Origin of the sequence: Providencia sp. PROV114 (assembly GCF_032704305.1) — a bacterium.
Taxonomy (GTDB): domain Bacteria; phylum Pseudomonadota; class Gammaproteobacteria; order Enterobacterales; family Enterobacteriaceae; genus Providencia; species Providencia rettgeri.
On record NZ_CP120528.1, the window covers coordinates 3,954,263 to 3,980,349 of the forward strand.

Sequence of the window (26,087 nt, forward strand, 5' to 3'; positions counted from 1 at the left end):
GTGTTTTAGTAGGGAATTAATCCCTATAAAACCAAGTCATTATGCGTTATGGCTGCTGCTACGACGACGAGGTGCCGCATTAGTGCCATCTTGGCGTGGAGCAGAGTTACCACGGTCACGGTTACCACCGCCACGACGCTCACCGCCGCCACGACGTTCACCACCGCGCTCACCGCCACGGTCATTACGACGACCTGCACCGAAGCCACCTTCGCTACCGCCATCACGACGACCACCACCACGACGCTCACCACCGCCACGACGTTCGAACGGTTGTGCATCACCGATCAGCTGCATTTGAGTCGGTTTATTCAAAATGCGTGCGCGACTTAAATGAGTTAACACGTCCGTTGGCATACCTTTTGGCAATTCAATTGTCGAGTGCGTTCCGTACAATTTGATATTACCGATATAACGGCTGCTGATATCCGCTTCGTTAGCAATCGCACCAACAATGTGACGAACTTCCACACCATCATCACGGCCAACTTCAATACGGTACATCTCCATATCACCCACATCACGACGCTCACGACGACCGCCACGCTCACCGCGTTCTGCACGGTCAAAACCATTACCATTGCTATTACGGTCACGACGATCACCACGACGATCATCACGGTCGTTGAATTCACGACGTGGGCGACGCGGTGCATCTGGTGGCAAGATCAGCGCACGTTCACCTTGTGCCATTTTCAGCAAGGCTGCGGCTAAGGTTTCCATATCAACATCTTCTGATGGGGACATTTTCGCTAACAGTGAACGGTATTGGTCTAAATCGCTGCTTTCTAATTGCTGTTGAATTTTCTCAGCAAATTTCGCCTGACGACGTTGGCTAAGCAGATCTGCATCTGGTAACTCAACTTCAGGAATAGTCAGTTTCATCGTACGTTCAACGTTACGTAGCAGACGACGTTCACGGTTCTCAACAAACAGTAACGCACGGCCCGCACGGCCCGCACGACCTGTACGACCAATACGGTGAACGTAAGACTCCGCATCCATTGGGATGTCGTAGTTAACAACTAAGCTAATACGCTCAACATCCAGACCACGCGCTGCAACGTCAGTAGCGATCAAGATATCTAGACGACCATCTTTTAAGCGCTCTAACGTTTGCTCGCGCAGTGCTTGGTTCATGTCACCATTCAATGCGGCGCTGTTGTAGCCATTGCGTTCTAATGCTTCAGCCACTTCTAATGTTGCATTTTTGGTGCGTACGAAAATAATCGCAGCATCAAAGTCTTCTGCTTCTAAGAAACGTACTAACGCTTCATTTTTACGCATGCCGTACACAGTCCAATAGCTTTGAGCAATATCTGGACGAGTGGTAATGCTAGCCTGAATGCGAATTTCTTTCGGGTCTTTCATAAAACGACGTGTAATACGACGAATTGGTTCAGGCATTGTTGCAGAGAACAGCGCAGTTTGGTGCTCAGCTGGAATTTGGCTCATGATGTTTTCAACATCTTCAATGAAGCCCATACGCAGCATTTCATCAGCTTCGTCTAAAACTAAGCCTTTTAATTTAGAGAGGTCTAACGTGCCACGTTTTAAGTGATCCAGAAGGCGGCCTGGTGTACCCACAACAATTTGCGGTCCTTGGCGCAGCGCACGTAATTGTACGTCATAACGTTGGCCACCATACAGGGCAACAACGTTAACGCGATTCATATGTTTAGAGAAATCGCTCATTGCTTCCGCTACCTGAACAGCCAACTCACGAGTTGGTGCAAGGACTAAAATTTGCGGAGCTTTTAAATCTGGGTCGATGTTATGCAGTAATGGCAAACTAAATGCAGCAGTTTTACCGCTACCTGTTTGTGCCATACCTAATACATCATTACCATCCATTAACAATGGAATACATTGTTGTTGGATTGGTGATGGTTTTTCATATCCCAGGTCGTTTAGTGCTGTCAAAATAGATGCTGATAAACCTAACTCAGCAAAAGAAATATCGGTCTCAGTAGTCATGTAAAGGTGCCTCATACATAATGGCAGCCAGTTTACATAACCATGCGAAAATCATTTCGGTCATTTTCATTTAAAATGTGAACTGGCTCAAATTGTGTTTATTAAACGAACAAATAGGCCGTCATCCCGAGGGATGATGACTTAAAAAAATATCGTGAAATGTTCGTCAGCTATTGCTGGCCCGATTCTAAAAGGTCGTCTTGTTCTTGGCCTAACAGCGCCAATTCCAACAATGCATAGCGGTGTTCAACAAAGCTGTGAGCGTTGTTAGCTACCGTCAGTTTGAATAACGCAACTGCGCTATCCTTATCCCCCAGACTTAGGTAATGCTTACCTAAATAGAAGTTAGTTTCACTGAGATGCTCAGCGAGCGAAGTGTTATCCGTAGACGTTTCTTTCAAACGCGCCATCAATGTATTTTCATCGATATTGCCAAGATAGAATTCTACGATATTCCAGCCCCATTGCCCTTTCTCCGCTTGGTTGTAGCGGGCGGCAAGATTATCTTGCGCCATACGCGGGTCTATGTCTTTCTCTACGAGATAAAGCCACAGAGTACGAAAAGGATCATTTGGATCTATCTGATAATACGCCAGCAGATCATCCTGCGCTAGTTTGTATCGTTCACCGTAATATAATGCGATGCCACGATTCATTCGCGCGAAATTGTAAGTTGGATCAAGCTCTAAAACAGAATCAAACGCTTCATAGGCAGCATCATAATTGCCTGCCTGCGTAAAATATATCCCTAAAAAATTAAAAACTTCAGGAATATCAGGACGAATGGCTAACGCAGTTGAAAAATCATTACGCGCCAGTGCCCTTAAACCGAGACTATCATACAACACACCGCGCTCATATAAAAGCTGTGCGTATTCATCATCGGTTAAAGACCGGCTCGCAAGAATTTGTTCCATACGAGCCAGTATCACTTCTTGTTGCAATGAAGGTTGAAGTGGAACGGCAAATACCTCGTTCTTTCGCCAATCTTTGCTACTACATCCAATAATAACAAAAAAGATAAGCGCCAAGAGCACACGCGGTAACGTGCGATAATCTCTCACCCGAAGACAGATACTGTTCGACATACTCCGCCCTTACATTACCACGCTTTACAAATTATGGTTTCAGCAAATTTAGGCTGATAGCGCCCTAACTTAATAGAGCGCGGTTAGGTCAGCTTACTCTGCTGAGTCCTGCGGCTGTGCAGTTGATTCTTCAGTTGCTACCGCTTCTTTCATGCTAAGACGGATACGACCTTGACGGTCAATTTCCAATACCTTAACAGGAACTTCTTGACCCATTTGCAGGTAATCTGTCACTTTCTCAACACGCTTGTCCGCGATTTGAGAAATATGAACCAGACCTTCTTTACCCCCACCAATCGCAACGAATGCACCAAAGTCGACGATACGGGTTACTTTACCTGGGTAAATGCGGCCCACTTCAACTTCTGCAGTAATGTCTTCGATACGACGAATGGCTTCTTTCGCTTTCAGGCCATCAGTTGCGGCAATCTTAACAGTACCATCATCTTCGATTTCAATCGTTGTGCCAGTTTCTTCCGTTAATGCACGGATCACTGAACCACCTTTACCGATGACATCTTTGATTTTGTCTGAGTTAATTTTGATCGTGTAAATGCGTGGTGCAAATTCAGAGATCTCTTCACGTGGACCATTAATTGCTTGTTCCATTGTACCAAGAATGTGCAGACGTGCACCTTTTGCTTGGTTCAGAGCAACTTGCATGATTTCACGTGTGATACCTTCGATTTTGATGTCCATTTGCAGTGCACTGATACCTTCACGGCTACCAGCTACTTTAAAGTCCATGTCACCTAAGTGGTCTTCGTCACCTAAGATGTCAGACAGAACAACGAAATCGTTACCTTCTTTCACCAGACCCATTGCAATACCTGCAACAGCGGCTTTAATTGGCACACCAGCATCCATCAGTGCTAATGATGCACCACAAACAGATGCCATTGATGATGAACCATTAGATTCAGTGATTTCAGATACAACACGGATAGTGTATGGGAAATCAGCGTGGTCTGGCATTACTGCTAACACACCACGTTTCGCTAAACGGCCATGGCCGATTTCACGACGTTTTGGTGAACCCACCATACCAGTTTCACCAACAGAGTATGGAGGGAAATTGTAATGGAATAAGAAACGGTCAGTATATTCGCCCATTAATTGGTCGATAACCTGCGCATCACGTTCTGTACCTAACGTTGCCGTTACCAGTGCTTGAGTTTCACCACGAGTAAACAGTGCAGAACCGTGAGTACGTGGCAGAACTCCTGTACGAACGTCCAGAGCGCGAACCATATCTTTTTCGCGGCCATCGATGCGTGGCTCACCACGGATAACACGGCTACGAACAACTTGTTTTTCTAAGCTTGCTAAAATGTCAGCAACTTCAGAAACATCAACGTTTTCGTCTTCAGCAACTAATACTGCAGTGACTTCTTCTTTGATTAAGTCAACCTGCGCGTAGCGCTCTTGTTTCTCAGTGATGCGGTAAGCGTCGCCCATACGGCTTTCAGCTAATTGTGCAACACGGTCATGCAGAGCTTGGTTAACTGGCTCTGGCTGCCAATCCCATTTCTCTTTACCCGCTTCTTTCACTAATTCATTGATATTCTGAATAACAACTTGTTGTTGGTCGTGGCCAAATACCACCGCACCTAACATTTGCTCTTCGCTTAATAAATCAGCTTCAGATTCAACCATTAATACCGCGTTATCAGTACCTGCAACCACTAAGTCCAAACGGCTGTTTTTCAGCTCGTCTGCTGTAGGGTTCAGAACATATTGGTCATTGATAAAACCAACACGTGCCGCACCGATTGGGCCATTAAATGGAACACCTGACAGTGCTAATACTGCAGACGCACCGATCATCGCAACAATATCTGGATTAACTTGTGGGTTAACAGACACAACAGTCGCAATGATTTGAATTTCGTTATAAAAACCTTCTGGGAACAGAGGGCGTAGAGGACGGTCAATCAGACGAGCGATTAACGTTTCACCTTCACCAGGACGACCTTCACGACGGAAGAAGCTTCCTGGGATACGGCCCGCTGCATATGTACGTTCTTGATAGTTAACAGTTAAAGGGAAGAAGTCTTGACCTTCTTTCACTTTTTTCTGTGCAACTGCAGTCACAAATACTGCAGTGTCATCCATGTTAACCATAACAGCAGCAGATGCTTGGCGTGCAATCATACCTGTTTCAATCGAGACAGTATGTTGACCGTATTGGAATTTACGAACAATAGGATTTAACACTATATTACCCTTTTTGTAAGGCTACCTGAGATTCTCAGGGAGCATTGGCTTACTCTTCCTACTACAGCCTCGCGACTAATGAGAATACTGATATTCCAGTGATCAGCTCTCTCATTAGCCGCGCGAATCGGATGCAGCGAAGAGGCATTAATAAAACAGCTTACTACGACTTATAGCTTAGCATTTAAGTTAAGTATAATTCGAGTATTACTTCAACTTTCAAAATAACTTTTAGAAGAAAAGGGGCCTCTGGCCCCTTTTCTCTGAAACTGACTCTACTCGTCATACTTCAAGTTGCAACGTTGCTGACTACATTCACTTGTACTAGCCACATACTGATGTATATACCTAGCAACTCACTCATTTGTCGCCTAGCTGCAACTCAAATTATCTAGAGTAAGATTAGCGACGCAGACCTAAACGCTCGATAAGAGCAGTGTAACGCGCGATATCTTTACCTTTCAAGTAAGCTTGTAAGCGACGACGCTGAGCAACCATACGCAGCAGACCACGACGGCTGTGGTGATCTTTTTTGTGCTCTGCAAAGTGGCTTTGCAGGTGGTTGATTTGTGCAGTCAGCAGAGCGATTTGAACTTCGCTTGAACCAGTGTCATTTTCACCGCGGCCGAACTCAGCAACGATTTTAGCTTTCGCTTCATTACTTAGAGACATAATAAACTCCAAAATGATTAATGTAAGTGATGAGAGCCAATCTCTAATTTAGCATCTCAAGATTAAGCGCCGCTATTCTACGCTGCTTAAGGCAGCAAAGCAATAAGCGCTACTACGCGGGCTGTTCATTTTCCACAACCAAACGCTTCGGTGCGATACGTCCATCCTCACTCACCAGAGCAATGCCGATAAACCGCTGCGCTGTACCACAAGTGACTCGAACCATACCGTCTTCTTCAAGGCCTTCAACCGCAGCTCTTACAGGTTGCCCCTGTTTAAAGTAAGCCGCTGTTTCCTCTGTAATATTTACAGCTGGGAAATGAACGACTGCGGTATCCATTGGCAATAATAAAGTATCAAGCAAGGACTCAAAAGACCCTTCACCTGCATCTACTTTTGCTCGTAAAGCGGCTAATTGCTCTAATGTTACCATTCGCTCATAAGGATAATTAGCCACTTGCACTCGACGCAAGTAAATCACATGCGCACCACAGCCTAACATCTCACCTAGGTCATCAATAATGGTACGAATATAGGTTCCTTTAGAACAGTGTATCTCCAGCTCTAATTCATTGTTTTCTAAACGAATAAACTGCAATTCATACACTGTAATTGGACGAGCTTCACGCTCAACCGTAATTCCTTTACGCGCATATTCATACAATGGACGACCTTGATGTTTCAGCGCAGAATACATTGAAGGAACTTGTAATGTATCACCGCGGAAAAACGCTAAAGCGTCATCCAATTGCTGCTGTGTAAACTCTACGTTACGCTCACTGATAATTTCGCCGTGTGAATCTGACGTGTCAGTACGTTGTCCAAGACGAGCAATGACGCGATAACGTTTATCTGAATCGAGTAGAAACTGGGAAAATTTCGTCGCTTCGCCGAGGCAAACAGGCAACATACCTGTTGCGAGAGGGTCAAGTGCCCCCGTATGCCCAGCTTTATTGGCATTAAAAAAGCGCCGCACTTTTTGCAGCGCATCATTTGAAGAAATATCCGTGGGTTTATCCAGCAGCACTACACCGTCAATATTACGGCCGCTACGACGACGCCCCATTATTTTTCCTCTTTATCACTAACATCCGCACGACGTTTTTCATCATCGCGGATCACATTTGACACTAAATTAGACATCCGCATACCATCAACAAGAGAGTTGTCATACTCAAATGTTAACTCAGGAATAATACGCAAACGCATTGCTTTTCCAATTAATGAACGTATAAAGCCTGATGCTTCATTTAATGCTTTAATGCCGTCTGCAACCATTTCTTCTTCACTTTTATCATTAGCGATATTGAAGAAGGTCACAAAGACTTTACCGTATGCAAGATCGCGAGATAACTCGACACCTGAAACAGTAGCCATACCAATACGTGGGTCTTTGATCTCACGTTGTAAGATGATCGCAATTTCTTTTTGCATCTCTTGCGCAACGCGCTGAGCACGACTGAATTCTTTTGCCATCGTTATATCTCCTGACAATAAAGGGGGCTATCGCCCCCTTATAACACTATTTTGTAATCACGATACTTCGTGGGCTCCCACAAAATTAACCGTCGATAGAACGCTTAACTTCAATGATTTCGAAGACTTCGATCATATCGCCAACGCGAACGTCGTTGTAGTTCTTAACGCCGATACCACATTCCATACCGTTACGAACTTCATTGACGTCATCTTTAAAGCGGCGCAGTGATTCTAATTCACCTTCATAGATAACGACGTTATCACGTAATACACGGATTGGGTTATTACGTTTGATGGTGCCCTCAGTGACCATACAACCAGCAACAGCACCGAATTTCGGTGATTTAAACACATCACGAACTTCTGCCAGACCAATAATTTGCTGTTTGTACTCAGGCGCTAACATACCGCTCATCGCTTGTTTGATTTCATCAATTAAGCTATAGATAACAGAGTAGTAGCGTAAGTCAACACTTTCACTTTCAATCACACGACGAGCAGAAGCATCTGCACGTACGTTGAAGCCTAAGATAATAGCATTCGATGCCGCAGCTAATGTTGCGTCAGTTTCAGTGATACCACCGACACCAGAACCGATGATCTTAATTTTAACTTCATCAGTCGACAGCTTCATTAGAGAGTCAGTAATCGCTTCACAAGTACCTTGAACGTCGGTTTTCAGAACGATGTTCAGCTCAGATACTTTACCTTCTTCCATGTTAGCAAACATGTTTTCCAGTTTAGATTTCTGCTGGCGAGCTAATTTAACATCACGGAATTTACCTTGACGGTACAGGGCAACTTCACGTGCTTTTTTCTCGTCACGTACAACGGTGGCTTCATCACCCGCCGAAGGCACGTTAGATAAACCTAAAATCTCAACAGGCATAGAAGGACCTGCAGATTGAACTTCTTTACCTAATTCGTTACGCATTGCACGAATACGGCCATATTCGAAACCACACAGGACGATATCGCCTTTGTTCAATGTACCTTCTTGAACCAGGATTGTTGCAACTGGGCCACGACCTTTGTCTAAGTACGATTCAACAACGACACCGCTTGCCATACCTGCATATACCGCTTTCAGTTCTAAGACTTCAGCTTGCAGCAAGATAGCATCGAGCAGCTCATCAATACCGGTACCTTTCTTCGCAGAAACGCTGATGAACTGAGTATCACCACCCCAATCTTCAGAAATAACACCGTACTGAGACAGCTCATTTCTAACGCGATCTGGGTCTGCTTCTGGTTTATCAATTTTATTTACCGCGACAACAATTGGCACACCTGCCGCTTTCGCATGCTGAATAGCTTCAATTGTTTGTGGCATAACACCATCGTCTGCGGCAACAACCAGAACAACGATATCCGTTGCCTGAGCACCACGAGCACGCATTGAAGTAAACGCGGCGTGACCTGGGGTATCTAAGAAGGTGATCATACCCTTGTCAGTTTGTACGTGGTAAGCACCAATGTGCTGAGTAATACCACCCGCTTCACCTGATGCTACTTTCGTTGAACGAATGTAGTCAAGTAGAGAGGTTTTACCATGGTCAACGTGACCCATAATGGTCACAACTGGCGCACGTGGCTCTTGAAGTGCAGAACCCGTGTCACGGTCATTCATTACCGCTTCTTCTAATTCGTTTTCACGACGCAGAATAACTTTGTGGCCCATTTCCTCTGCGACTAACTGTGCAGTTTCTTGGTCAATCACTTGGTTGATAGTCGCCATGGCGCCCATCTTCATCATAGTTTTGATGACTTGAGAACCTTTTACTGCCATTTTATTAGCAAGTTCACCAACGGTGATCGTTTCACCAATTACCACATCACGGTTAACCGCAACGGCTGGCTTAGTAAAGCTTTGTTGTAAAGAACTACCTTTACGTTGCTTACCTTTGCTGCGACCTGAACGGCCAGCGGCACGTTCTTCTTCGCGATCTGCTTTTTCAGAAAGTTTATTACCTTTCTTTTGGCGAGGTGCTTTTGCAGTACGATTACGTGAACGACGGCCTTCTTCTTTCTCATCACTTTCATCTTCGGCTGCACGAGCGTGCGTCGAAGTTGTTGTGTGATAATCGCTATCTTCTTCAGTTTTCGTGTCTGCAGTCCACTTTTCACCGTTTTCTTCAGCCATTTTGCGTGCTTCTTCAGCCACGCGACGTGCTTCTGCTTCAACTTTGCGCTGAGTTTCTTCTTCAGCTTTACGTTTTAGCTCCGCAGCTTCAGCTTCACGGCGTTGTTTGTCGGCATTACTTTCTACAGCTTTGCCTGCTTTTTGTTGATTTTCGCTTGGTTTCACTTTTTCTCTTTCCGCTGCTTCGCGCGTAGCTTTATCTGCTGCTTCACGTTTTGCTTTCTCTTGGGCTTCACGTTTTGCCTTTTCTTCCGCTTCACGTTTAGCTGTTTCTTCTGCTAATCGTTTTGCTTCTGCTTGACGTTGTGCCAGTTCTTCAGCTTCGCGCTGTGCCTGCTCTTCCGCTTCACGCTGCGCCTGCTCTTCCGCTTTTGCTTCTTCAGCATCACGGTTCACATAAGTGCGTTTTTTGCGGACTTCGACATTTACCGATTTGCTTTTGCCACCGGTGACGGGGACACTCAGCGTACTACGAGTTTTGCGCTGTAGTGTCAATTTGCTTGGCTGACCCGCTACTCCGCCTTGTTCACGGTTTAAATGGCTCAGTAAAGCTTCTTTTTCTGACTGGCTAACAGAGTCATTCTCACCTTTTTTGATCCCTGCTTCAGCAAATTGCTGTACCAGGCGATCAACTGTGGTTTGAATTTCCGTTGCCAATGTTTTTACAGTTTCTGTCATGCCGTTCCTTCCTGCTACAGTGTTTACGCATCGTTACCGAACCAGCAAATATTACGTGCGGCCATGATGAGCGTACCTGCTTTCTCATCATCCAGACCTTCAATATCAATCAGGTCGTCGATGCCCTGCTCAGCAAGATCTTCCAGTGTACAGATTCCACGAGTAGCCAAATTATAGGCAAGAGTACGATCCATACCTTCAAGATTCAACAAATCTTCTGCTGGCTGATTATCACCTAGGCTCTCTTTTTGAGCCAATTCTATTGTGGTGAGGGCCGCTTTCGCTCTTTCACGTAGAACTTCAACAGTCTCTTCATCAAGACCATCAATTTCCAGAAGTTCATTAATAGGCACGTAAGCCAGTTCTTCTAACGTCGAGAAGCCTTCTTCAACAAGTGCAGTGGCAAACTCTTCATCAATATCAAGATGCTTGGTGAATGTATCAATAGAAGCATGTGCTTCTGCCTGATGTTTTGCATTAAGCTCTTCTGCGGTCATGACGTTTAATTCCCACTTGTCATCACCACGGTGTTTTTTCAGTAATTGCGCTGCCAGACGCACGTTTTGACCGTTACGTCCAATGGCTTGCGCCAGATTACTGCTTTCTACGGCAACATCCATCGTACATTTGTCTTCATCGACCACGATAGATGCAACATCAGCCGGAGCCATTGCATTAATAACGAATTGAGCTGGGTTATCGTCCCATAACACAATATCAATTCTTTCGCCGCCTAATTCACTAGAAACGGCTTGAACTCGCGCTCCACGCATACCAACACAAGCACCAACAGGGTCGATACGCTTGTCATTAGTTTTAACCGCAATTTTTGCACGAGAACCTGGGTCACGGGCAGCGGCTTTGATTTCAATAATTTCTTCACCGATTTCTGGCACTTCAATGCGGAATAACTCAATCAGCATTTCAGGGCGAGAACGCGTAACAAAAAGTTGTGCGCCGCGCGCTTCAGGACGAACATCATACAGGACTCCGCGGATACGGTCACCTGGACGGAAGTTTTCACGTGGCAACATATCTTCACGCAGAATCACAGCCTCAGCGTTATTGCCTAAGTCTAACGTGATATTTTCACGATTAACTTTTTTCACCTGAGCAGTGATAATTTCACCTTGTTGCTCACGGAATTGGTCAACAACCATCGCACGCTCTGCTTCGCGTACTTTCTGTACGATAACTTGCTTAGCTGTTTGAGTGGTAATACGGTCAAATACAACAGACTCGATTTGGTCTTCGACGTACTCTCCAAGCTGCAGTGCAGGATCTTCGTATTGAGCCGCTTCTAACGTAATTTCACGCGTTGGCATTGTGACTTCTTCGACAATTAACCAACGACGGAAGGTGTCGAAATCACCTGATTTACGGTCAATTTCTACACGGACATCAATTTCTTGCTCGTATTTCTTTTTAGTCGCCGTCGCTAATGCAGTTTCCAGAGCCTCGAAGATTTTTTCACGAGGGAGGGATTTTTCGTTAGAAACCGCTTCTACAACAGCCAGAATTTCTTTATTCATCCTAGTTGCCTCATTGAACTTTATTAAAAGTGGGGTACCAAGTTAGCTTTCTGGATGTTGCCGAGGGCGAACACCTCATCCTTACCATCTACAGTAACCGTAATCATTTCACCGTCTATGGCCTTAATAACGCCTTGCCACCTACGGCGGTTCTGCATTGCTATACGCAAAGTCAATGCCACCTCTTCACCCATAAAACGCTCGTAATGCGCAATAGTGAATAATGGACGCTCAAGCCCTGGTGACGATATTTCCAGGTTATAAATGACAGAAATTGGATCTTCAACGTCCAATACTGCACTGACCTGATGGCTGACATCAGCACAATCATCAACAGTGATGCCTTCTTCACTATCGATGAAGACACGCAGTGTCGATGTGCGACCACGGATAAACTCTAAGCCAACAAATTCAAAGCCTAGCGCCTCCACCGGTGCTGAAATCATCTCTGTTAATTTCTGTTCTAATGTGGACAAGCCCACCCCCAGACATAAAAAAAGGGCTATAAAAGCCCAGTTAATTCGATTGTCAAATAACAAAAAACCCCGAAATTCGGGGCTTTATGCAACTGGACCCTGTAGTGCACGGGTTCACCATATTCTTATTATACCTGTAAAATCTAGAGAAATCGATGAGAAATTTTGAGAGCTGTTAGTTAACTGCACTTGATTGCTACACCGGATAACTACTATAGACTAAGATACTGACAAGGTATGTTGAATAAGAAATGGTTGCGGGAGCCGGATTTGAACCGACGACCTTCGGGTTATGAGCCCGACGAGCTACCAAGCTGCTCCATCCCGCGTTCGAAAACGTGTCATATTCTACACAGATAACCTGCAAATCACAAGCCATCTAAAATAATGGTGCCGAGGACGGGACTTGAACCCGTACGCCCGTTTTGTAGGCACTACCACCTCAAGGTAGCGTGTATACCAATTTCACCACCTCGGCACTGAGGCGAGGTTATCAATAGTTAATCAATAACCTCAAATTTTAACTTCTCACTCATCGCTGAGCTTACTACTTAATGATGGCATTAGTTGCCTTCATTCGGAATCTTTCACACTTAACGAGGGATATCGCTCGTTGGTGTAGCTGGTGCTGCCGGAACGTCTGTTGGTTGCTCGACTTTTGTAGGTTCACTAATGTTTTCCCACTTACTACCACTACCAGTTCCGTACTTGTTAGCAGTCATATTGCCAAGTATCAAACTGATGATGAAAAACACAGCAGCCAAGATTCCAGTCATACGGGTCATGAAGTTACCTGAGCCCGATGAACCAAACAGTGTTGCAGAAGCGCCCGCACCGAATGAAGCTCCCATGTCAGCACCTTTACCTTGCTGTAACATAATCAGACCAATAAGCCCGATAGCCGCTAGCAAGAAAATAATTAAAAGAGCTACATACATTTGAGTTACCTATTCAGTTGCGGTGCATAGCCTAATGCTATGACCTTTATCACTGCACACCTACTCATTTCGACCGTGAAAGAATACTCTTACGGGATTGAGCAGGTGCGAATACTAACCAAAGCTGAGCCGACAAGCAAGTCTATTTTGATTCCATTTGATTATTTGCAGAAAAAAACAACAAATCATCAAAATATCGCTCAGCTTCACCCATAATAACTTAGCCCGCTGCTTTTACAGCATCCGCAATATAGTTTGCCATTGCAGTCACATCAGCTTCATTTTCACCTTCAACCATGACACGGATTAACGGCTCTGTTCCTGATTTTCTCAGTAATACACGGCCTTTTCCTGCCAATTGTTTTTCAACTTCTTCGTTCGCTGCAACCACCGCATTACTTTGTAGTGGATCGTGTTGGCCTTTGAAACGGACATTGACTAACACTTGAGGTAATAATTTCATACCACTGCATAAGTCATGTAAGCTCATATGGTTACGTACCATAGCACTTAATACCTGCAAGCCTGCAACAATCCCGTCACCAGTAGTCGTTTTATCCAATAAAATCACGTGGCCTGAGTTTTCAGCCCCCATGCGCCAACCTTTTTCCTGTAATTTTTCGAGGACATAGCGGTCGCCCACTTTTGCACGCTCAAAAGGAATTCCTAGCTGTTTCAGAGCGATTTCTAATCCCATATTACTCATTAGTGTTCCGACTACGCCGCCTTTTAGCTGGCCTTGACGTAGTGCTTCACGAGCAATAATAAAGAGGATTTGGTCACCATCGACTTTTTCACCGAGGTGGTCAACCATGATAATGCGGTCGCCATCACCATCAAATGCCAAGCCAACGTGCGCTTTTTCTTCCAGTACTTTTTGTTGCAATTGACGCACATCCGTTGCACCACATTCTTCATTGATGTTGATCCCATTAGGATCACAACCGATAGTGATAACCTCAGCCCCTAATTCACGAAACACATTTGGTGCGATGTGATAAGTCGCCCCGTTAGCACAGTCAATCACTATTTTTAAACTTGCTAGGCTTTGTTCGTTCGGGAACGTACCTTTACAAAATTCAATATAACGGCCCGCAGCATCGACAATACGGTTTGCACGACCTAATTCTGCTGATTCAACGCATGTGATCGGCTTTTCCATTTCAGCTTCAATAGCTTCTTCGACTTCATCAGGCAATTTGGTTCCATCAATTGAGAAGAATTTAATCCCATTGTCATAATATGGGTTATGAGATGCTGAAATGACAATCCCCGCTTCTGCGCGGAAAGTACGTGTTAAATAAGCGACCGCAGGGGTTGGCATTGGGCCAGTGAAAGATGCAGATAAACCTGCAGCAGCTAAGCCGGCTTCTAGCGAGGACTCCAGCATATAGCCAGAAATACGCGTATCTTTACCAATAATAATTTTACGTGAACCATGGCGTGCAAGAACCTTTCCTGCCGCCCAACCTAATTTTAAAACAAAATCAGGAGTAATTGGGCTATCACCCACTTTGCCACGAATACCATCAGTACCAAAATATTTACGGTCGCTCATACGCTTATTTTTCCTTTTCTGACAGAGTCATCTGTACCACTTGCATCGCTTGCACGGTTTCTTTGACATCATGAACTCGAATGATGTGTGCTCCTTGCATCGCAGCAATCACTGCGCAAGTTAGGCTGCCTGCGAGACGTTCTTGTGGTGGAACATTTAATAATTGTCCAATCATAGATTTACGTGACATCCCTGCCAATAGCGGTAGTCCGAAATTATGAAATTGCTCTAAGTTTGCCAATAACTGGTAATTATGCGACAAGTTCTTACCAAAACCAAAGCCTGGATCAAGGATAATTTGCTGTCTCTCTATCCCTGCAGTCACGCATCGGGTGATTTCAGCGTCAAGATAGTCTTTTACTTCACGCACCACGTTTTCATAATTTGGTGCTTCTTGCATCGTTCTTGGCTGGCCTTGCATATGCATAATGCAAACGGGTAAACCTGTTTTCGCAGCAACTTCTAATGCACCTGGCTCATGGAGCGAACGAATGTCATTGATAATATGCATGCCTGCGTTTGCAGCTTCGGCCATGACTTTCGCTTTCGAAGTATCAACTGAAATCCACACATCAAAACGCTGTGCTATCGCTTCAACAATGGGAATAACTCGGTCAAGTTCCTCATTCACAGAGACTTCAGCGGCGCCAGGACGGGTCGATTCGCCACCAATATCAATGATAGCCGCGCCGTGTTGAACCATTTTTGCCACATGCTCAAGCGCATCATGATAACGATTATGAGTGCCACCATCTGAAAATGAATCAGGAGTGACATTCAAAATCCCCATCACCTTTGGTGTGGATAAGTCAAGAACACTGCCTCTCGCTTTGATTTGCATTGTTATTTTTCCTTAACGAAAAAAACCCCAGCGAACTGGGGTCTTAGTATTTTATTTCACGACCGCTTATTGTGGTTTGCTGTCGTTATTATCTGATGGTTTTGATTCATCAGTATTATTACTATTATCGGTATTACTTGGTTCTTCAGCACTGTTATTAGGTTCTTCAGATTGAGGTTTTTCGGCTGTTTTTGCTACATTTGCCGCACCTTTACCAAATGTTCCGGTCACATTACTGACTTTTTTATCTTCATCCCAACCCGCTGGTTCACGAACTGGACGACGATTCATTAAATCATCAATCATTGGCATATCGATAGTTTCATATTTCAGTAATGCATCTTTCGTTGCATGTAGAATATCGATATTGTCTTCCAGTGTTTTGTAAGCCAGTTGGTAACAGTGGTCTAAAATTTTCTTAATTTCTTCATCAACAATACGTGCTGTTTCATCAGAAATTCCAGAACCATTACCTGAAGAACGACCTAAGAACGCTGGACCTTCTTCTTTCGAGTATTGCATTGGGCCTAAACGGTCTGAGAAGCCCCATTGCGTTACCATGTTACGTGCCGTATTAGTTGCAAACTGAATATCTGAAGATGCTCCCGTCGTTACTTTATCGCGACCGTAAATCAGTTCTTCAGCAATACGCCCCGCATAGGCTGTCGCAATCATACCTTCGAGTTTCAAGCGACTACGGCTAACTTCATCACCTTCCGGTAAGAAGAAGGCCACACCCAGTGCTTGACCACGTGGAACAATTGTGACTTTGTGAACAGGGTCATGCTCTGGCATTAAATGACCGATAATCATATGACCACCTTCATGGTAAGCCGTTGATTCTTTTTGCTCTTCGGTCATCATCAGAGAACGACGCTCTGCACCCATCCAAATTTTGTCACGCGCTTTTTCGAATTCAACCATGGAAACGACACGCATGTTTGCACGTGCGGCAAACAACGCGGCTTCGTTAACCAAGTTTGCCAATTCAGCACCCGAGAAGCCAGGTGTTGCACGAGCAAGAATGAAAGTATCTACGCTTGGGTCGATAGGAACACGACGCATATGTACTTTCAGAATTTGTTCACGGCCACGAACGTCTGGTAAGCCAACAACTACCTGACGGTCAAAACGACCTGGACGTAATAAAGCAGGGTCAAGTACGTCAGCACGGTTAGTTGCTGCGATAACAATAATACCCTCATTACCTTCAAAACCGTCCATTTCAACTAGCATTTGGTTCAGTGTTTGCTCACGCTCATCGTGACCACCACCAAGACCGGCACCACGTTGACGACCTACTGCGTCAATCTCATCGATAAAGATGATACAAGGCGCTGCTTTTTTCGCTTGTTCGAACATATCACGAACACGAGAAGCCCCCACACCCACAAACATTTCCACGAAGTCTGAACCGGAAATAGTGAAGAATGGGACTTTTGCCTCACCAGCGATAGCTTTTGCCAGTAATGTTTTACCTGTTCCTGGAGGCCCTACCATCAGGACGCCTTTTGGAATTTTACCGCCAAGTTTTTGGAAACGAGCAGGTTCACGCAGAAACTCTACGATTTCGCCTACTTCTTCTTTGGCTTCATCACACCCAGCAACGTCTGCAAATGTTGTTTTGATCTGATCTTCTGTCAGCATGCGGGCTTTACTTTTGCCAAATGACATCGCCCCCTTGCCGCCACCGCCTTGCATCTGGCGCATGAAGAAAATCCAGACACCAATCAACAGAAGCATTGGGAACCAGGAAATAAAAATAGATGTCAGTAAGCTAGGTTCTTCTGGTGGTTCACCAACAACCGTCACATGCTTATTCAGCAAAGTGTCTAACAGCTTCTCATCCTGCATAGGAAGATAAGTTGTATAGCGGCTATTATCAGCCTTTCTGACGTTCAGTTCACGACCGGTGATACGAACTTCACGCACCTGATCCTGGGCTAACTCATTGATAAACGTAGAATAATCGACTCTGCGACTATTCGAATCGCTTGGGCCAAAACTCTGGAACAAGGACATCAGAACAACTGCGATGACTAACCAGAGAATCAGGTTTTTCGCCATGTCACTCAAGGGATTAACCTCATATTACAACTGTGTTAACAAATAACGCTCAGGGTACTATAGTTTTAGCCCTGTCGCTACAATGTATACTTCACGTGACCGTGCCCGCGAAGATTCGGGTTTACGAACTTTTACTTTCGTAAACAGGGAGCGGATATCCCTAAGGTAATCGTCAAAGCCTTCTCCCTGAAACACTTTAACAATGAAACTCCCCCCAGGCGCCAATACAGCACGGCACATATCCAATGCTAATTCAACTAGATACATAGAGCGAGGAATATCAACCGCTGGTGTCCCACTCATATTTGGCGCCATGTCAGACATGACCACCTGTACTTTTTTGTCGCCAACGCGTTCTAACAAAGCGGCGAGAACGGCTTCATCGCGAAAATCCCCTTGCAGGAAATCAACGCCAACGATTGGGTCCATCGGCAATAAGTCACAAGCAATAACCCGCCCATTATGACCTATTTGGCTAACAACGTATTGCGACCAACCACCAGGGGCTGCTCCTAAATCAACAACGGTCATACCTGGTTTAAAAATTTTATCACCTTGCTGGATTTCTTCCAGCTTAAACCATGCACGTGAGCGTAGCCCTTTTTTTTGTGCTTGCTGAACATATTTATCACTAAAATGCTCTTGCAACCAGCGACTTGAGCTTGCCGAACGTTTTTTATTGGCCATTGTGCTTTCCAACTATACTAAAAGAACTTCACCTAACTTGCTGCTTCTTTACCATCAAAAAGATATAATTGATGGTGATAGATATCAGATGGCGGTAGAATAAGCCATTTTCAATACTAACCAAGCAAAAAATCAATGAATCTTAATAAAAAACAAATTCAGCACCTAAAAAGTCTCGCTCACCATTTAAACCCTGTTGTTATGATCGGCAACAATGGTTTAACCGAAGGTGTTTTGGCTGAGATTGAACTCTCATTAGCGCATCATGAGCTTATCAAAGTCAAGATCGCAGGCGAAGACCGTGATACTAAAAATTTGATCGCTGATGCGATTGTTCGCGAAACTGGTGCAGTAAATGTACAAATCATCGGTAAAATTCTTGTTATCTACCGTCCTTCGGCAGACAGCAAAATCATTTTACCTAAATAATTTCCCATCATTTATATAAAAATGCCATTGAAAGCATGTTTTATATGATGAAAAAGGCCGCCTGCGGCCTTTTTCTTTAAATCAGGGAAATAATATAACCAATTCAGGGAAATAGGAATCAGATATACTCAACTTTAAGAATTTCGAACTCAACATCGCCACCTGGGGTTTTAATTGAGACCACGTCATCAACTTCTTTACCCACTAAACCACGTGCTATCGGGGAGTTAACAGAAATCAGATTGATCTTAATATCTGCTTCGTCATCACCAACGATACGATACGTTAGCTCTTCATCGGTATCAACATTCAGTACTGTCACAGTTGCGCCAAAGATAACGCGACCATTATTGACCATTTTAGTTACATCGATCACTTGAGCGTGAGAAAGCTTACCTTCGATTTCTTGAATACGGCCCTCACAGAAACCTTGTTGCTCACGTGCTGCATGATATTCTGCATTTTCTTTTAAGTCACCGTGCTCACGCGCTTCTGCAATAGATGCAATAATTTCTGGGCGACGGACAGATTTAAGGAATTCAAGCTCTTCTCTTAGCTTATCCGCACCAAGTACCGTCATCGGGATCTGTTTCATTAATAAATACCTCGGTTCAATCCTATCTAAAAACAAGTATCTTCCTGATTTTGTAACAACAGTACACCGAACACCTACGTAAAACCGGGGGTGTTCTAGTAAAAAAACGCAATCAGACTTATGTACTCATTTATCTTATCATAATGTACGCTATTTTAACTGAGACTTAATAACGGGTCACCGTTTACTTTCTTGGGCATTACACTTTAGTATGTATTATATGTCCACCCTAATGCGTGAAATATATGTCATTATTAACTTTAACCAGAAAATGGATCATCTCTTTAGGAATTACCTTAGCCAGTACGCAAGTTTTTGCGATTCCTATTGATGAGTACAAACAATATTTACCTGATGGCACTAACCTTGCTCTGGTCGCGCAAAAAGTGGGAAGTAGTACCCCATTAATTGATTATAATGCACAGCAAATGGCATTACCTGCAAGTACACAAAAGGTTGTGACCGCTCTTGCTGCCCTATTACAACTGGGGCCAGATTACCGTTTTGTCACCAATTTTGAAACTGATGCAAAACTTAGCAACAACACATTGACTGGCGATTTAGTGATCCGCTTCAGTGGTGACCCAACACTAACCCGTCAACAAATTCGCAATATGGCTAATGCGTTAAAGCAGCTTGGGATCCATAAAGTTGATGGCGATCTCGTCGTTGATATTTCTGCTTTTACTAGCCATGACAAAGCGCCTGGTTGGGTTTGGAATGATATGACCCAATGTTTTAGTGCGCCACCTGCAGCTGCTATCATTGACCGCAACTGTTTTTCAGTTTCTCTTTATCCCGCAGAAAAAGCAGGTGACTATGCCTTCATTAAGGCGGCTAGTTTTTACCCTGTCAATATGTTCAGCGAAGTCAAAACATTAGCTAAAGGCTCCCCTGAAGCACGCTATTGCGAACTTGATGTTGTTCCTGGTGAACTGAATCGCTATACCTTGACAGGTTGCTTAACTCAACGCAGCGAGCCCTTACCACTTGCCTTTGCGGTACAAAACGGAGCAAGTTACTCAGGGGCGATTGTCAAAAATGAATTAACCACTGCGGGTATTGAGCTCACCGGCCATGTGAAAAAGCGCACATTCCCAGCGCCTCAATCACAAGTGTTAGTCAAAACTGAATCTAAACCACTGCATGACTTGTTAAAAGTGATGCTAAAAAAATCCGATAATATGATAGCAGACACTGTTTTTCGTACTATCGGTCGAGAATATTATGGCGTCCCAGGTACTTGGCGCTCAGGATCCGATGCGGTAAGACAAGTACTGAAGCAAAAAGCGGGGATCGATCTTGGCAATACTGTGATGGTTGATGGTTCAGGACTGTCTCGCCACAATTTGATCACGCCTGCAACAATGATGGAGATCTTGCAATTTATCGCAAAAAACGATCAACAGCTCGATTTTATCTCCATGCTTCCACTTGCAGGTCATGATGGTACATTGCGTTATCGTGGCGGCTTTGATGAAGCTGGTGTAAATGGTAAAGTTTCCGCCAAAACGGGGGCATTGCAAGGGGTCTATAATCTCGCAGGTTTTATCACAACTGCCAGTGGCCAGCGTGTTGCTTTTGTGCAGTTTATCTCTGCTTATGCAGTACCGCAAAACCAGCAACGTACTCGTCGAGTACCATTAGTACGGTTTGAAAGCCGTTTGTATAAAGATCTGTATCAGAAAAACTGATCATACGTGATTTAGATATTAAAAAGGCGCTTTCGCGCCTTTTTATATTTCTAAGATAAACTATTTTTGATAAATGATTTCGACACCTTCGTCGTCATCTTCATCCCAATCGTCATCCCAGTCATCATCAAAATCTTCAGTACCAGAAAGTTGTTCCTTATGATAATCATCCCACATGAATTCAACTTTTTCAGGTTGCTGTGCATCTTCAGTTGTTGCCATATCACGTGGTTGAGTATTCATAAATTCCATGATATCCCAACACAGTGCTTTCACACCTTCGTGGTTAACCGCTGAAATCATGTAGAATTTATCTTCCCAGCCCATCGCTTTAGCAATTTCTGCCGCACGCTGTGCTGATTCCTCTTCACCTAAGATATCAATTTTATTGAAGACTAACCAACGTGGTTTTGCTGCCAGTTTTTCACTGTATTTTTCTAACTCACTGATGATGATCTTCGCATTTTCGACAGGATCAGACTCATCAATAGGGCAAATGTCAATCAAGTGAAGTAAGACACGACAGCGCTCTAAGTGTTTCAGGAATTGGATCCCAAGGCCTGCACCTTCTGCTGCGCCTTCGATCAATCCTGGAATATCGGCAACCACAAAGCTTTGCTCGTTATCCATACGCACGACACCCAAGCTTGGGACTAAAGTGGTAAATGGATAATCAGCGACTTTTGGTTTTGCTGCTGATACAGAACGGATAAATGTTGATTTACCTGCATTTGGCATACCAAGCATGCCCACATCTGCTAACAGCATCAATTCTAACAGTATTTCGCGGGTTTCACCTTTAGTCCCCATAGTACGTTGACGTGGAGCGCGATTTACTGAAGATTTAAAACGGGTATTCCCAAGCCCATGGAAACCGCCTTTAGCGACCATATGACGTTGATCATGACGTGTCATATCACAAAGTACTTCGTTGGTCCCTAAATCGCGTACACGCGTTCCTACAGGTACTTTTACAGTGATGTCTTGACCACGTTTACCTGTACATTCACGGCTTTGGCCATTTTGGCCACGTTCTGCACGAAATGATTTTTCAAAACGATAGTCGATTAGCGTGTTGAGGTTTTCGTCTGCTTGTAAGTAAACGTCCCCACCATCGCCACCGTCACCACCGTCCGGTCCCCCTTTAGGGATGTATTTTTCACGGCGGAAGCTGACACAACCATTGCCACCATCTCCTGCCACGACCAATATTTTGGCTTCATCTACAAATTTCATAATTCTTTCTCCGCTTCTGAGCCGCATAACGCTGGATGGCTGTTCTACTCAGAGATGGTGTATCTTTAATACGTGTGTAGTTCATTAAAGATCAAATATCTGAATATAAAAAGCCCCGCAAAAGGTTTTTGCAGGGCTTTAATTCTGAATTAAAGGTCAGAAAACTTATTCAGCTTCGATGCTGATAAATTTACGATTGTTTGGACCTTTAACTTCAAATTTAACTTTACCGTCCGCTAATGCGAACAGAGTGTGGTCACGGCCACAACCTACGTTGTTACCTGCGTGGAACTTAGTACCACGTTGACGAACGATGATGCTACCTGCTAATACAGCTTCACCACCAAAACGTTTAACACCTAAACGTTTTGCTTCTGAGTCACGACCGTTACGAGTCGAACCACCAGCCTTTTTGTGTGCCATTAATCTGCTCTCCTAAATCTTAAGCGATGACAGTGATCTTAACATCAGTGAACCACTGACGATGACCCTGTTGTTTACGGCTATGTTTACGACGACGGAATTTGACGATTTTAACTTTTTCGCCACGACCGTGTGCAACCACTTCCGCTTTCACTTTAACGCCTTCAACGACAGGAGCGCCGATTTGGATCTCATCGCCATTAGCAACCATCAGAACTTGATCAAATTCAACAGTTTCACCTGTTGCGATGTCCAGCTTTTCTAGGCGGACAGTTTGACCTTCGCTAACTCGGTGTTGTTTACCACCACTTTGGAAAACCGCGTACATATTAACTCCGCTTTCCGCGTACCCGCTAAATATTTCAATTCCAGAGTACGCTATAAAATATTCACAATAGGGCGCGAATTCTACGCAAAAAAGCAGCAGAACACAAGCCAATAATGCGGTTAGATGACAAAAAATACGACTTTTTTCTCAATAACCGTTTTTGAGCATTGATTTCGTCCCTATTCACTCAATTGTTACTTATTTAAACATTTTTTGCATCACACCTGATAATCTTATAATTAATAATGTTATGCTAGAAAGATAACTGTTCTATCGGTCTCCCATTTTTTTATTTCGGGAATGAACCAAAAACTAATAATATGAATAAATTACGATGAATTTAGAATCTATTATTGAACTGACAACTGAGGATATGTCAGCGGTAAACGAAGCCATCCTCAGTCAATTGAATTCAGATGTTACACTAATTAACCAGCTTGGTTATTACATAGTCAGTGGTGGCGGTAAAAGGATCCGGCCAATGATCGCAATACTTGCAGGTCGATCCTTAGGCTATTCGGGTCATAAACATACCCAAGTTGCTGCATTGATCGAGTTCATTCATACAGCAACATTGCTGCATGATGACGTCGTTGATGAATCTGATATGCGTCGTGGAAAGCAAACTGCAAATGCTGTTTTTGGTAATGCCGCGAGTGTCTTAGTAGGTGATTTTATTTACACTCGATCATTCCAGATGATGACGGATCTTGATTCAATGCGAGTGCTAAAACTAATGTCTGAAGCGACGAATGTGATCGCTGAAGGCGAAGTTTTACAGTTGATGAACTGCAACGATCCTAACATTACTGAAGAAAACTACATGCAAGTGATCTACAGTAAAACCGCACGTCTGTTTGAAGCAGCGGCTCATGCATCTGCGATTTTAGCCAATGCAACACCCGTGCAAGAAAAAGCACTACAAGATTATGGTCGTTATATTGGTACCGCTTTCCAGTTAATTGATGATCTCCTCGATTATGATGCAGACAACGCTCAACTGGGGAAAAACACGGGTGATGACTTAGATGAAGGTAAGCCTACACTTCCCCTACTTCACGCGATGCAAAATGGTAACGAAGAAGAATCAGCATTGATCCGCCAAGCCATTGAACAAGGTAATGGACGCCATCTGTTAGATACTGTTCTCGCAACCATGAAACGCTGTGGTTCTCTTGAATATACTTATGAAAGAGCCCAAGAAGAAGCACAAAAAGCGATTGATGCCTTACATGTCATTGAAGATTCAATTTATAAAGATGCATTGATCGGCTTAGCTTATATCGCAATCCAACGCCATTCTTAGTCACTAAAAAAGATAAAGCGGGTCAAGAAAAGGGGAAACGCTATTTTTCCCCTTTGTCTTCTTCATCAATTTGAGCAAGCAGTGATGACAGACCATAACGCAGGATGTATTTCACTATTTTATTGCGCTCAGGCTCAGTCAGTTGGTAATACGCTTCCGACCAGATTTGCAATGCATCGGTTCTTTGGCTTTGATAAGTTACCGAAGGCTCATGCAGGCTAAGCTGCCCTTGGATTTCCCCCGGTAAGCTTTCAAAGTAATACTCAACAGCCTTACCCTGTACCCCTCTTTTACGGCGGTTTTTCCAGCCTTCTCGTCTTGCCATTAGGTTAATTCCCTGGGGTGATGTAGGGAGCCCTTCTAACCCTGCTAATTCTTTGGCAGTGAACCACAATTTTTTCATTTTCACTTCACGCTTATATTATGAAACCCGCTGTTGCAGCTTTGCTAAAATGTCATCAGTTAAAAAAATTTTTAAATTCAATATAATATTATTTTTATATATTAATTATTTACACCTTAAGTAATTGTAAATTATTTATTATTAATTAAATTAATTAGCGCTAATGCCCCTTCACGCATAATAAATGTCAGGATAATGTCTCTCTCCTCATTGGAAAGCTGGTTATAAGCTTCCTGCCAAATAAAGGCATTATCATTTCTTTTTACTTGATAAGGTGGTGAAGTTTCGTTAGCAAACTGACCTTCAAAAATATCGATAGGTAAAGAACTAATATGGTATTCCAATGCTTTGCCTTGAATACCCCGCCTTTTGCGGTTTAACCAGTTTTCACGCCTTGCCATTGCATTAATACCTTGAGTTGTCATGGGAAGCCCTTGTAACCCAACCAACTCTTTTGCCGTTAGCCATTCCTTGTACATGCTGACCCTCCTAGTCATGATGACAATTTAATTTTCAGTTGTTGAAAACTATCTATATTTTCTCAAAACCTTATTGACTCATTCGTTTTATTTATACCTATAAATAATAATATACAAATTATATTTGTTATTAGCATTCTAATTTCTTTTAATAACAGATAATTAAATAATTTACTTGCTAATAATTTAACTAATTTTATTAACTAATCTAGATATATTACTCGTACAAGTAAAAAGTAGCATTAAATACGCTATTCTTGTCCCTAACTAGAAAGAGTTAGTTTTAACATCAAAGTTTTATCCTAATTCACAGTTATTCATTCTGACTTTCTATTTAATTTCATAAAAACCACGACAGTTTCATAAAATGAATTTTTAAGAAAAAATCAGAAATTATTTTGGGAAATTTCTGTTATTTTATTTCCAATAACTAAACGGATGTACTGAATGTATCATAATTTTCGGTTACTCGTACCACTAACTCTACATGATTCTAAGTGAAAAAAGGACTAAAAAATGATTTTACGGAAGTCGGACTGGCACCCTGCAGACATCATTGCAGCTTTACGTAAACGTGGAACTACACTTGCCGCAATTTCACGCGAGGCAGGGTTAAGCTCTTCAACGTTAGCAAATGCACTATCACGTCCTTGGCCTAAAGGGGAATGGATCATTGCAAATTTCTTAGCGATCCACCCTGCTGAAATTTGGCCAAGTCGTTATTACGATCCAATTACAGGGGATTTATTAGAAAGAAAAGTCAGAGTAAAAACACCAGTGGAAGATTAAAAACTGAATGAAATAAATTATAAGGCCGTGAATAATAAATTAATTTATTCAC

Annotated in this window: 24 protein-coding genes and 2 tRNA genes; 4 read left to right on the top strand and 22 right to left on the bottom strand. The window is 43.5% G+C overall.

Translation table 11 applies throughout. The features are described 5' to 3' along the window. Positions 1-39: 39 nt before the first annotated feature. The 16 genes from P3L37_RS17745 to rlmE all read right to left on the bottom strand — a co-directional run bounded on the left by P3L37_RS17745 (position 40) and on the right by rlmE (position 18,353). The gene (locus P3L37_RS17745; protein WP_004907484.1) at positions 40-1,977 is read right to left on the bottom strand and encodes a DEAD/DEAH family ATP-dependent RNA helicase; all 1,938 of its coding nucleotides are present in this window, start codon (positions 1,975-1,977) and stop codon (positions 40-42) included. A gap of 170 nt (positions 1,978-2,147) precedes the next feature. Next, complete coding sequence (nlpI, locus tag P3L37_RS17750) at positions 2,148-3,065, bottom strand: lipoprotein NlpI (protein ID WP_004907480.1); 918 nt, start codon at positions 3,063-3,065, stop codon at positions 2,148-2,150. 93 nt (positions 3,066-3,158) lie between these two features. After that, positions 3,159-5,282 (bottom strand): polyribonucleotide nucleotidyltransferase, encoded by a 2,124-nt coding sequence (gene pnp, locus P3L37_RS17755; protein WP_004907477.1) that lies wholly within the window; start codon positions 5,280-5,282, stop codon positions 3,159-3,161. A gap of 402 nt (positions 5,283-5,684) precedes the next feature. Then, complete coding sequence (gene rpsO, locus P3L37_RS17760; protein WP_004905890.1) at positions 5,685-5,954, bottom strand: 30S ribosomal protein S15; 270 nt, start codon at positions 5,952-5,954, stop codon at positions 5,685-5,687. Positions 5,955-6,066: 112 nt separating this feature from the next. Next, positions 6,067-7,020: a tRNA pseudouridine(55) synthase TruB gene (truB, locus tag P3L37_RS17765; RefSeq protein ID WP_109912119.1), complete on the bottom strand. Its 954-nt coding sequence runs from the start codon at positions 7,018-7,020 to the stop codon at positions 6,067-6,069. Beyond that, complete coding sequence (rbfA, locus tag P3L37_RS17770) at positions 7,020-7,430, bottom strand: 30S ribosome-binding factor RbfA (RefSeq protein WP_004905894.1); 411 nt, start codon at positions 7,428-7,430, stop codon at positions 7,020-7,022. The genes truB and rbfA overlap by 1 nt, the downstream gene beginning before the upstream one ends. 85 nt (positions 7,431-7,515) lie before the next feature. Beyond that, positions 7,516-10,254 (bottom strand): translation initiation factor IF-2, encoded by a 2,739-nt coding sequence (infB, locus tag P3L37_RS17775; protein WP_109912120.1) that lies wholly within the window; start codon positions 10,252-10,254, stop codon positions 7,516-7,518. A 23-nt stretch (positions 10,255-10,277) separates the two neighbouring features. Beyond that, positions 10,278-11,786 carry a transcription termination factor NusA gene (nusA, locus tag P3L37_RS17780; RefSeq protein ID WP_004905898.1) on the bottom strand — a complete coding sequence of 503 codons (1,509 nt, stop codon included), beginning with the start codon at positions 11,784-11,786 and terminating at the stop codon, positions 10,278-10,280. Between the two features lie 23 nt (positions 11,787-11,809). After that, positions 11,810-12,262, bottom strand: a complete 453-nt coding sequence (gene rimP, locus P3L37_RS17785) for a ribosome maturation factor RimP (protein ID WP_004907471.1) — start codon at positions 12,260-12,262, stop codon at positions 11,810-11,812. A 252-nt stretch (positions 12,263-12,514) separates the two neighbouring features. After that, positions 12,515-12,591 (bottom strand) — tRNA-Met (locus P3L37_RS17790). A 59-nt stretch (positions 12,592-12,650) separates the two neighbouring features. Next, positions 12,651-12,740, bottom strand: a tRNA-Leu gene (locus tag P3L37_RS17795). A gap of 115 nt (positions 12,741-12,855) precedes the next feature. Then, positions 12,856-13,200, bottom strand: coding sequence for a preprotein translocase subunit SecG (secG, locus tag P3L37_RS17800; RefSeq protein ID WP_004905902.1), 345 nt, complete (start codon positions 13,198-13,200; stop codon positions 12,856-12,858). Between the two features lie 220 nt (positions 13,201-13,420). Then, positions 13,421-14,758 (bottom strand): phosphoglucosamine mutase, encoded by a 1,338-nt coding sequence (gene glmM, locus P3L37_RS17805; RefSeq protein WP_238562581.1) that lies wholly within the window; start codon positions 14,756-14,758, stop codon positions 13,421-13,423. A gap of 4 nt (positions 14,759-14,762) precedes the next feature. Next, positions 14,763-15,599, bottom strand: a complete 837-nt coding sequence (gene folP, locus P3L37_RS17810; protein ID WP_004907467.1) for a dihydropteroate synthase — start codon at positions 15,597-15,599, stop codon at positions 14,763-14,765. A gap of 66 nt (positions 15,600-15,665) precedes the next feature. Continuing rightward, positions 15,666-17,675: an ATP-dependent zinc metalloprotease FtsH gene (gene ftsH, locus P3L37_RS17815; protein ID WP_004907466.1), complete on the bottom strand. Its 2,010-nt coding sequence runs from the start codon at positions 17,673-17,675 to the stop codon at positions 15,666-15,668. Between the two features lie 48 nt (positions 17,676-17,723). Beyond that, positions 17,724-18,353, bottom strand: a complete 630-nt coding sequence (gene rlmE / locus P3L37_RS17820; protein ID WP_004905912.1) for a 23S rRNA (uridine(2552)-2'-O)-methyltransferase RlmE — start codon at positions 18,351-18,353, stop codon at positions 17,724-17,726. Between the two features lie 135 nt (positions 18,354-18,488). Between rlmE and yhbY the strand changes: the two genes are divergently transcribed. Beyond that, positions 18,489-18,782 (top strand): ribosome assembly RNA-binding protein YhbY, encoded by a 294-nt coding sequence (gene yhbY / locus P3L37_RS17825; protein WP_109912121.1) that lies wholly within the window; start codon positions 18,489-18,491, stop codon positions 18,780-18,782. Positions 18,783-18,900: 118 nt separating this feature from the next. On the opposite strand, the gene greA is transcribed toward yhbY, so the two are convergent. Next, positions 18,901-19,377: a transcription elongation factor GreA gene (gene greA / locus P3L37_RS17830; RefSeq protein WP_004907463.1), complete on the bottom strand. Its 477-nt coding sequence runs from the start codon at positions 19,375-19,377 to the stop codon at positions 18,901-18,903. 245 nt (positions 19,378-19,622) lie between these two features. On the opposite strand from greA, the gene dacB reads away from it, so the two are divergent. After that, on the top strand, positions 19,623-21,071 hold the full coding sequence (dacB, locus tag P3L37_RS17835) for a serine-type D-Ala-D-Ala carboxypeptidase (protein WP_110731588.1): 1,449 nt from the start codon (positions 19,623-19,625) through the stop codon (positions 21,069-21,071). Between the two features lie 60 nt (positions 21,072-21,131). Here the strand turns inward: dacB and cgtA are convergent, their stop codons facing one another. The 3 genes from cgtA to rplU all read right to left on the bottom strand — a co-directional run bounded on the left by cgtA (position 21,132) and on the right by rplU (position 23,058). After that, positions 21,132-22,307, bottom strand: a complete 1,176-nt coding sequence (gene cgtA / locus P3L37_RS17840; RefSeq protein ID WP_004907460.1) for an Obg family GTPase CgtA — start codon at positions 22,305-22,307, stop codon at positions 21,132-21,134. A 165-nt stretch (positions 22,308-22,472) separates the two neighbouring features. After that, positions 22,473-22,730 (bottom strand): 50S ribosomal protein L27, encoded by a 258-nt coding sequence (gene rpmA / locus P3L37_RS17845; protein WP_004905922.1) that lies wholly within the window; start codon positions 22,728-22,730, stop codon positions 22,473-22,475. A 19-nt stretch (positions 22,731-22,749) separates the two neighbouring features. Next, a complete protein-coding gene (rplU, locus tag P3L37_RS17850) occupies positions 22,750-23,058 on the bottom strand; it encodes a 50S ribosomal protein L21 (RefSeq protein ID WP_004905925.1) in 309 nt (102 codons plus the stop codon). A gap of 334 nt (positions 23,059-23,392) precedes the next feature. Here rplU and ispB point away from each other — a divergent pair, with 334 nt between their 5' ends. Then, positions 23,393-24,364: an octaprenyl diphosphate synthase gene (gene ispB / locus P3L37_RS17855; protein ID WP_004907459.1), complete on the top strand. Its 972-nt coding sequence runs from the start codon at positions 23,393-23,395 to the stop codon at positions 24,362-24,364. Between the two features lie 40 nt (positions 24,365-24,404). Here the strand turns inward: ispB and P3L37_RS17860 are convergent, their stop codons facing one another. Both P3L37_RS17860 and P3L37_RS17865 read right to left on the bottom strand, forming a co-directional pair. Then, the gene (locus tag P3L37_RS17860; RefSeq protein ID WP_004907457.1) at positions 24,405-24,767 is read right to left on the bottom strand and encodes a DNA-binding protein; all 363 of its coding nucleotides are present in this window, start codon (positions 24,765-24,767) and stop codon (positions 24,405-24,407) included. A 131-nt stretch (positions 24,768-24,898) separates the two neighbouring features. After that, a complete protein-coding gene (locus tag P3L37_RS17865) occupies positions 24,899-25,246 on the bottom strand; it encodes a DNA-binding protein (RefSeq protein WP_109912123.1) in 348 nt (115 codons plus the stop codon). Between the two features lie 516 nt (positions 25,247-25,762). Between P3L37_RS17865 and P3L37_RS17870 the strand changes: the two genes are divergently transcribed. After that, complete coding sequence (locus P3L37_RS17870; protein ID WP_004907453.1) at positions 25,763-26,035, top strand: helix-turn-helix domain-containing protein; 273 nt, start codon at positions 25,763-25,765, stop codon at positions 26,033-26,035. Positions 26,036-26,087 lie beyond the last annotated feature (52 nt).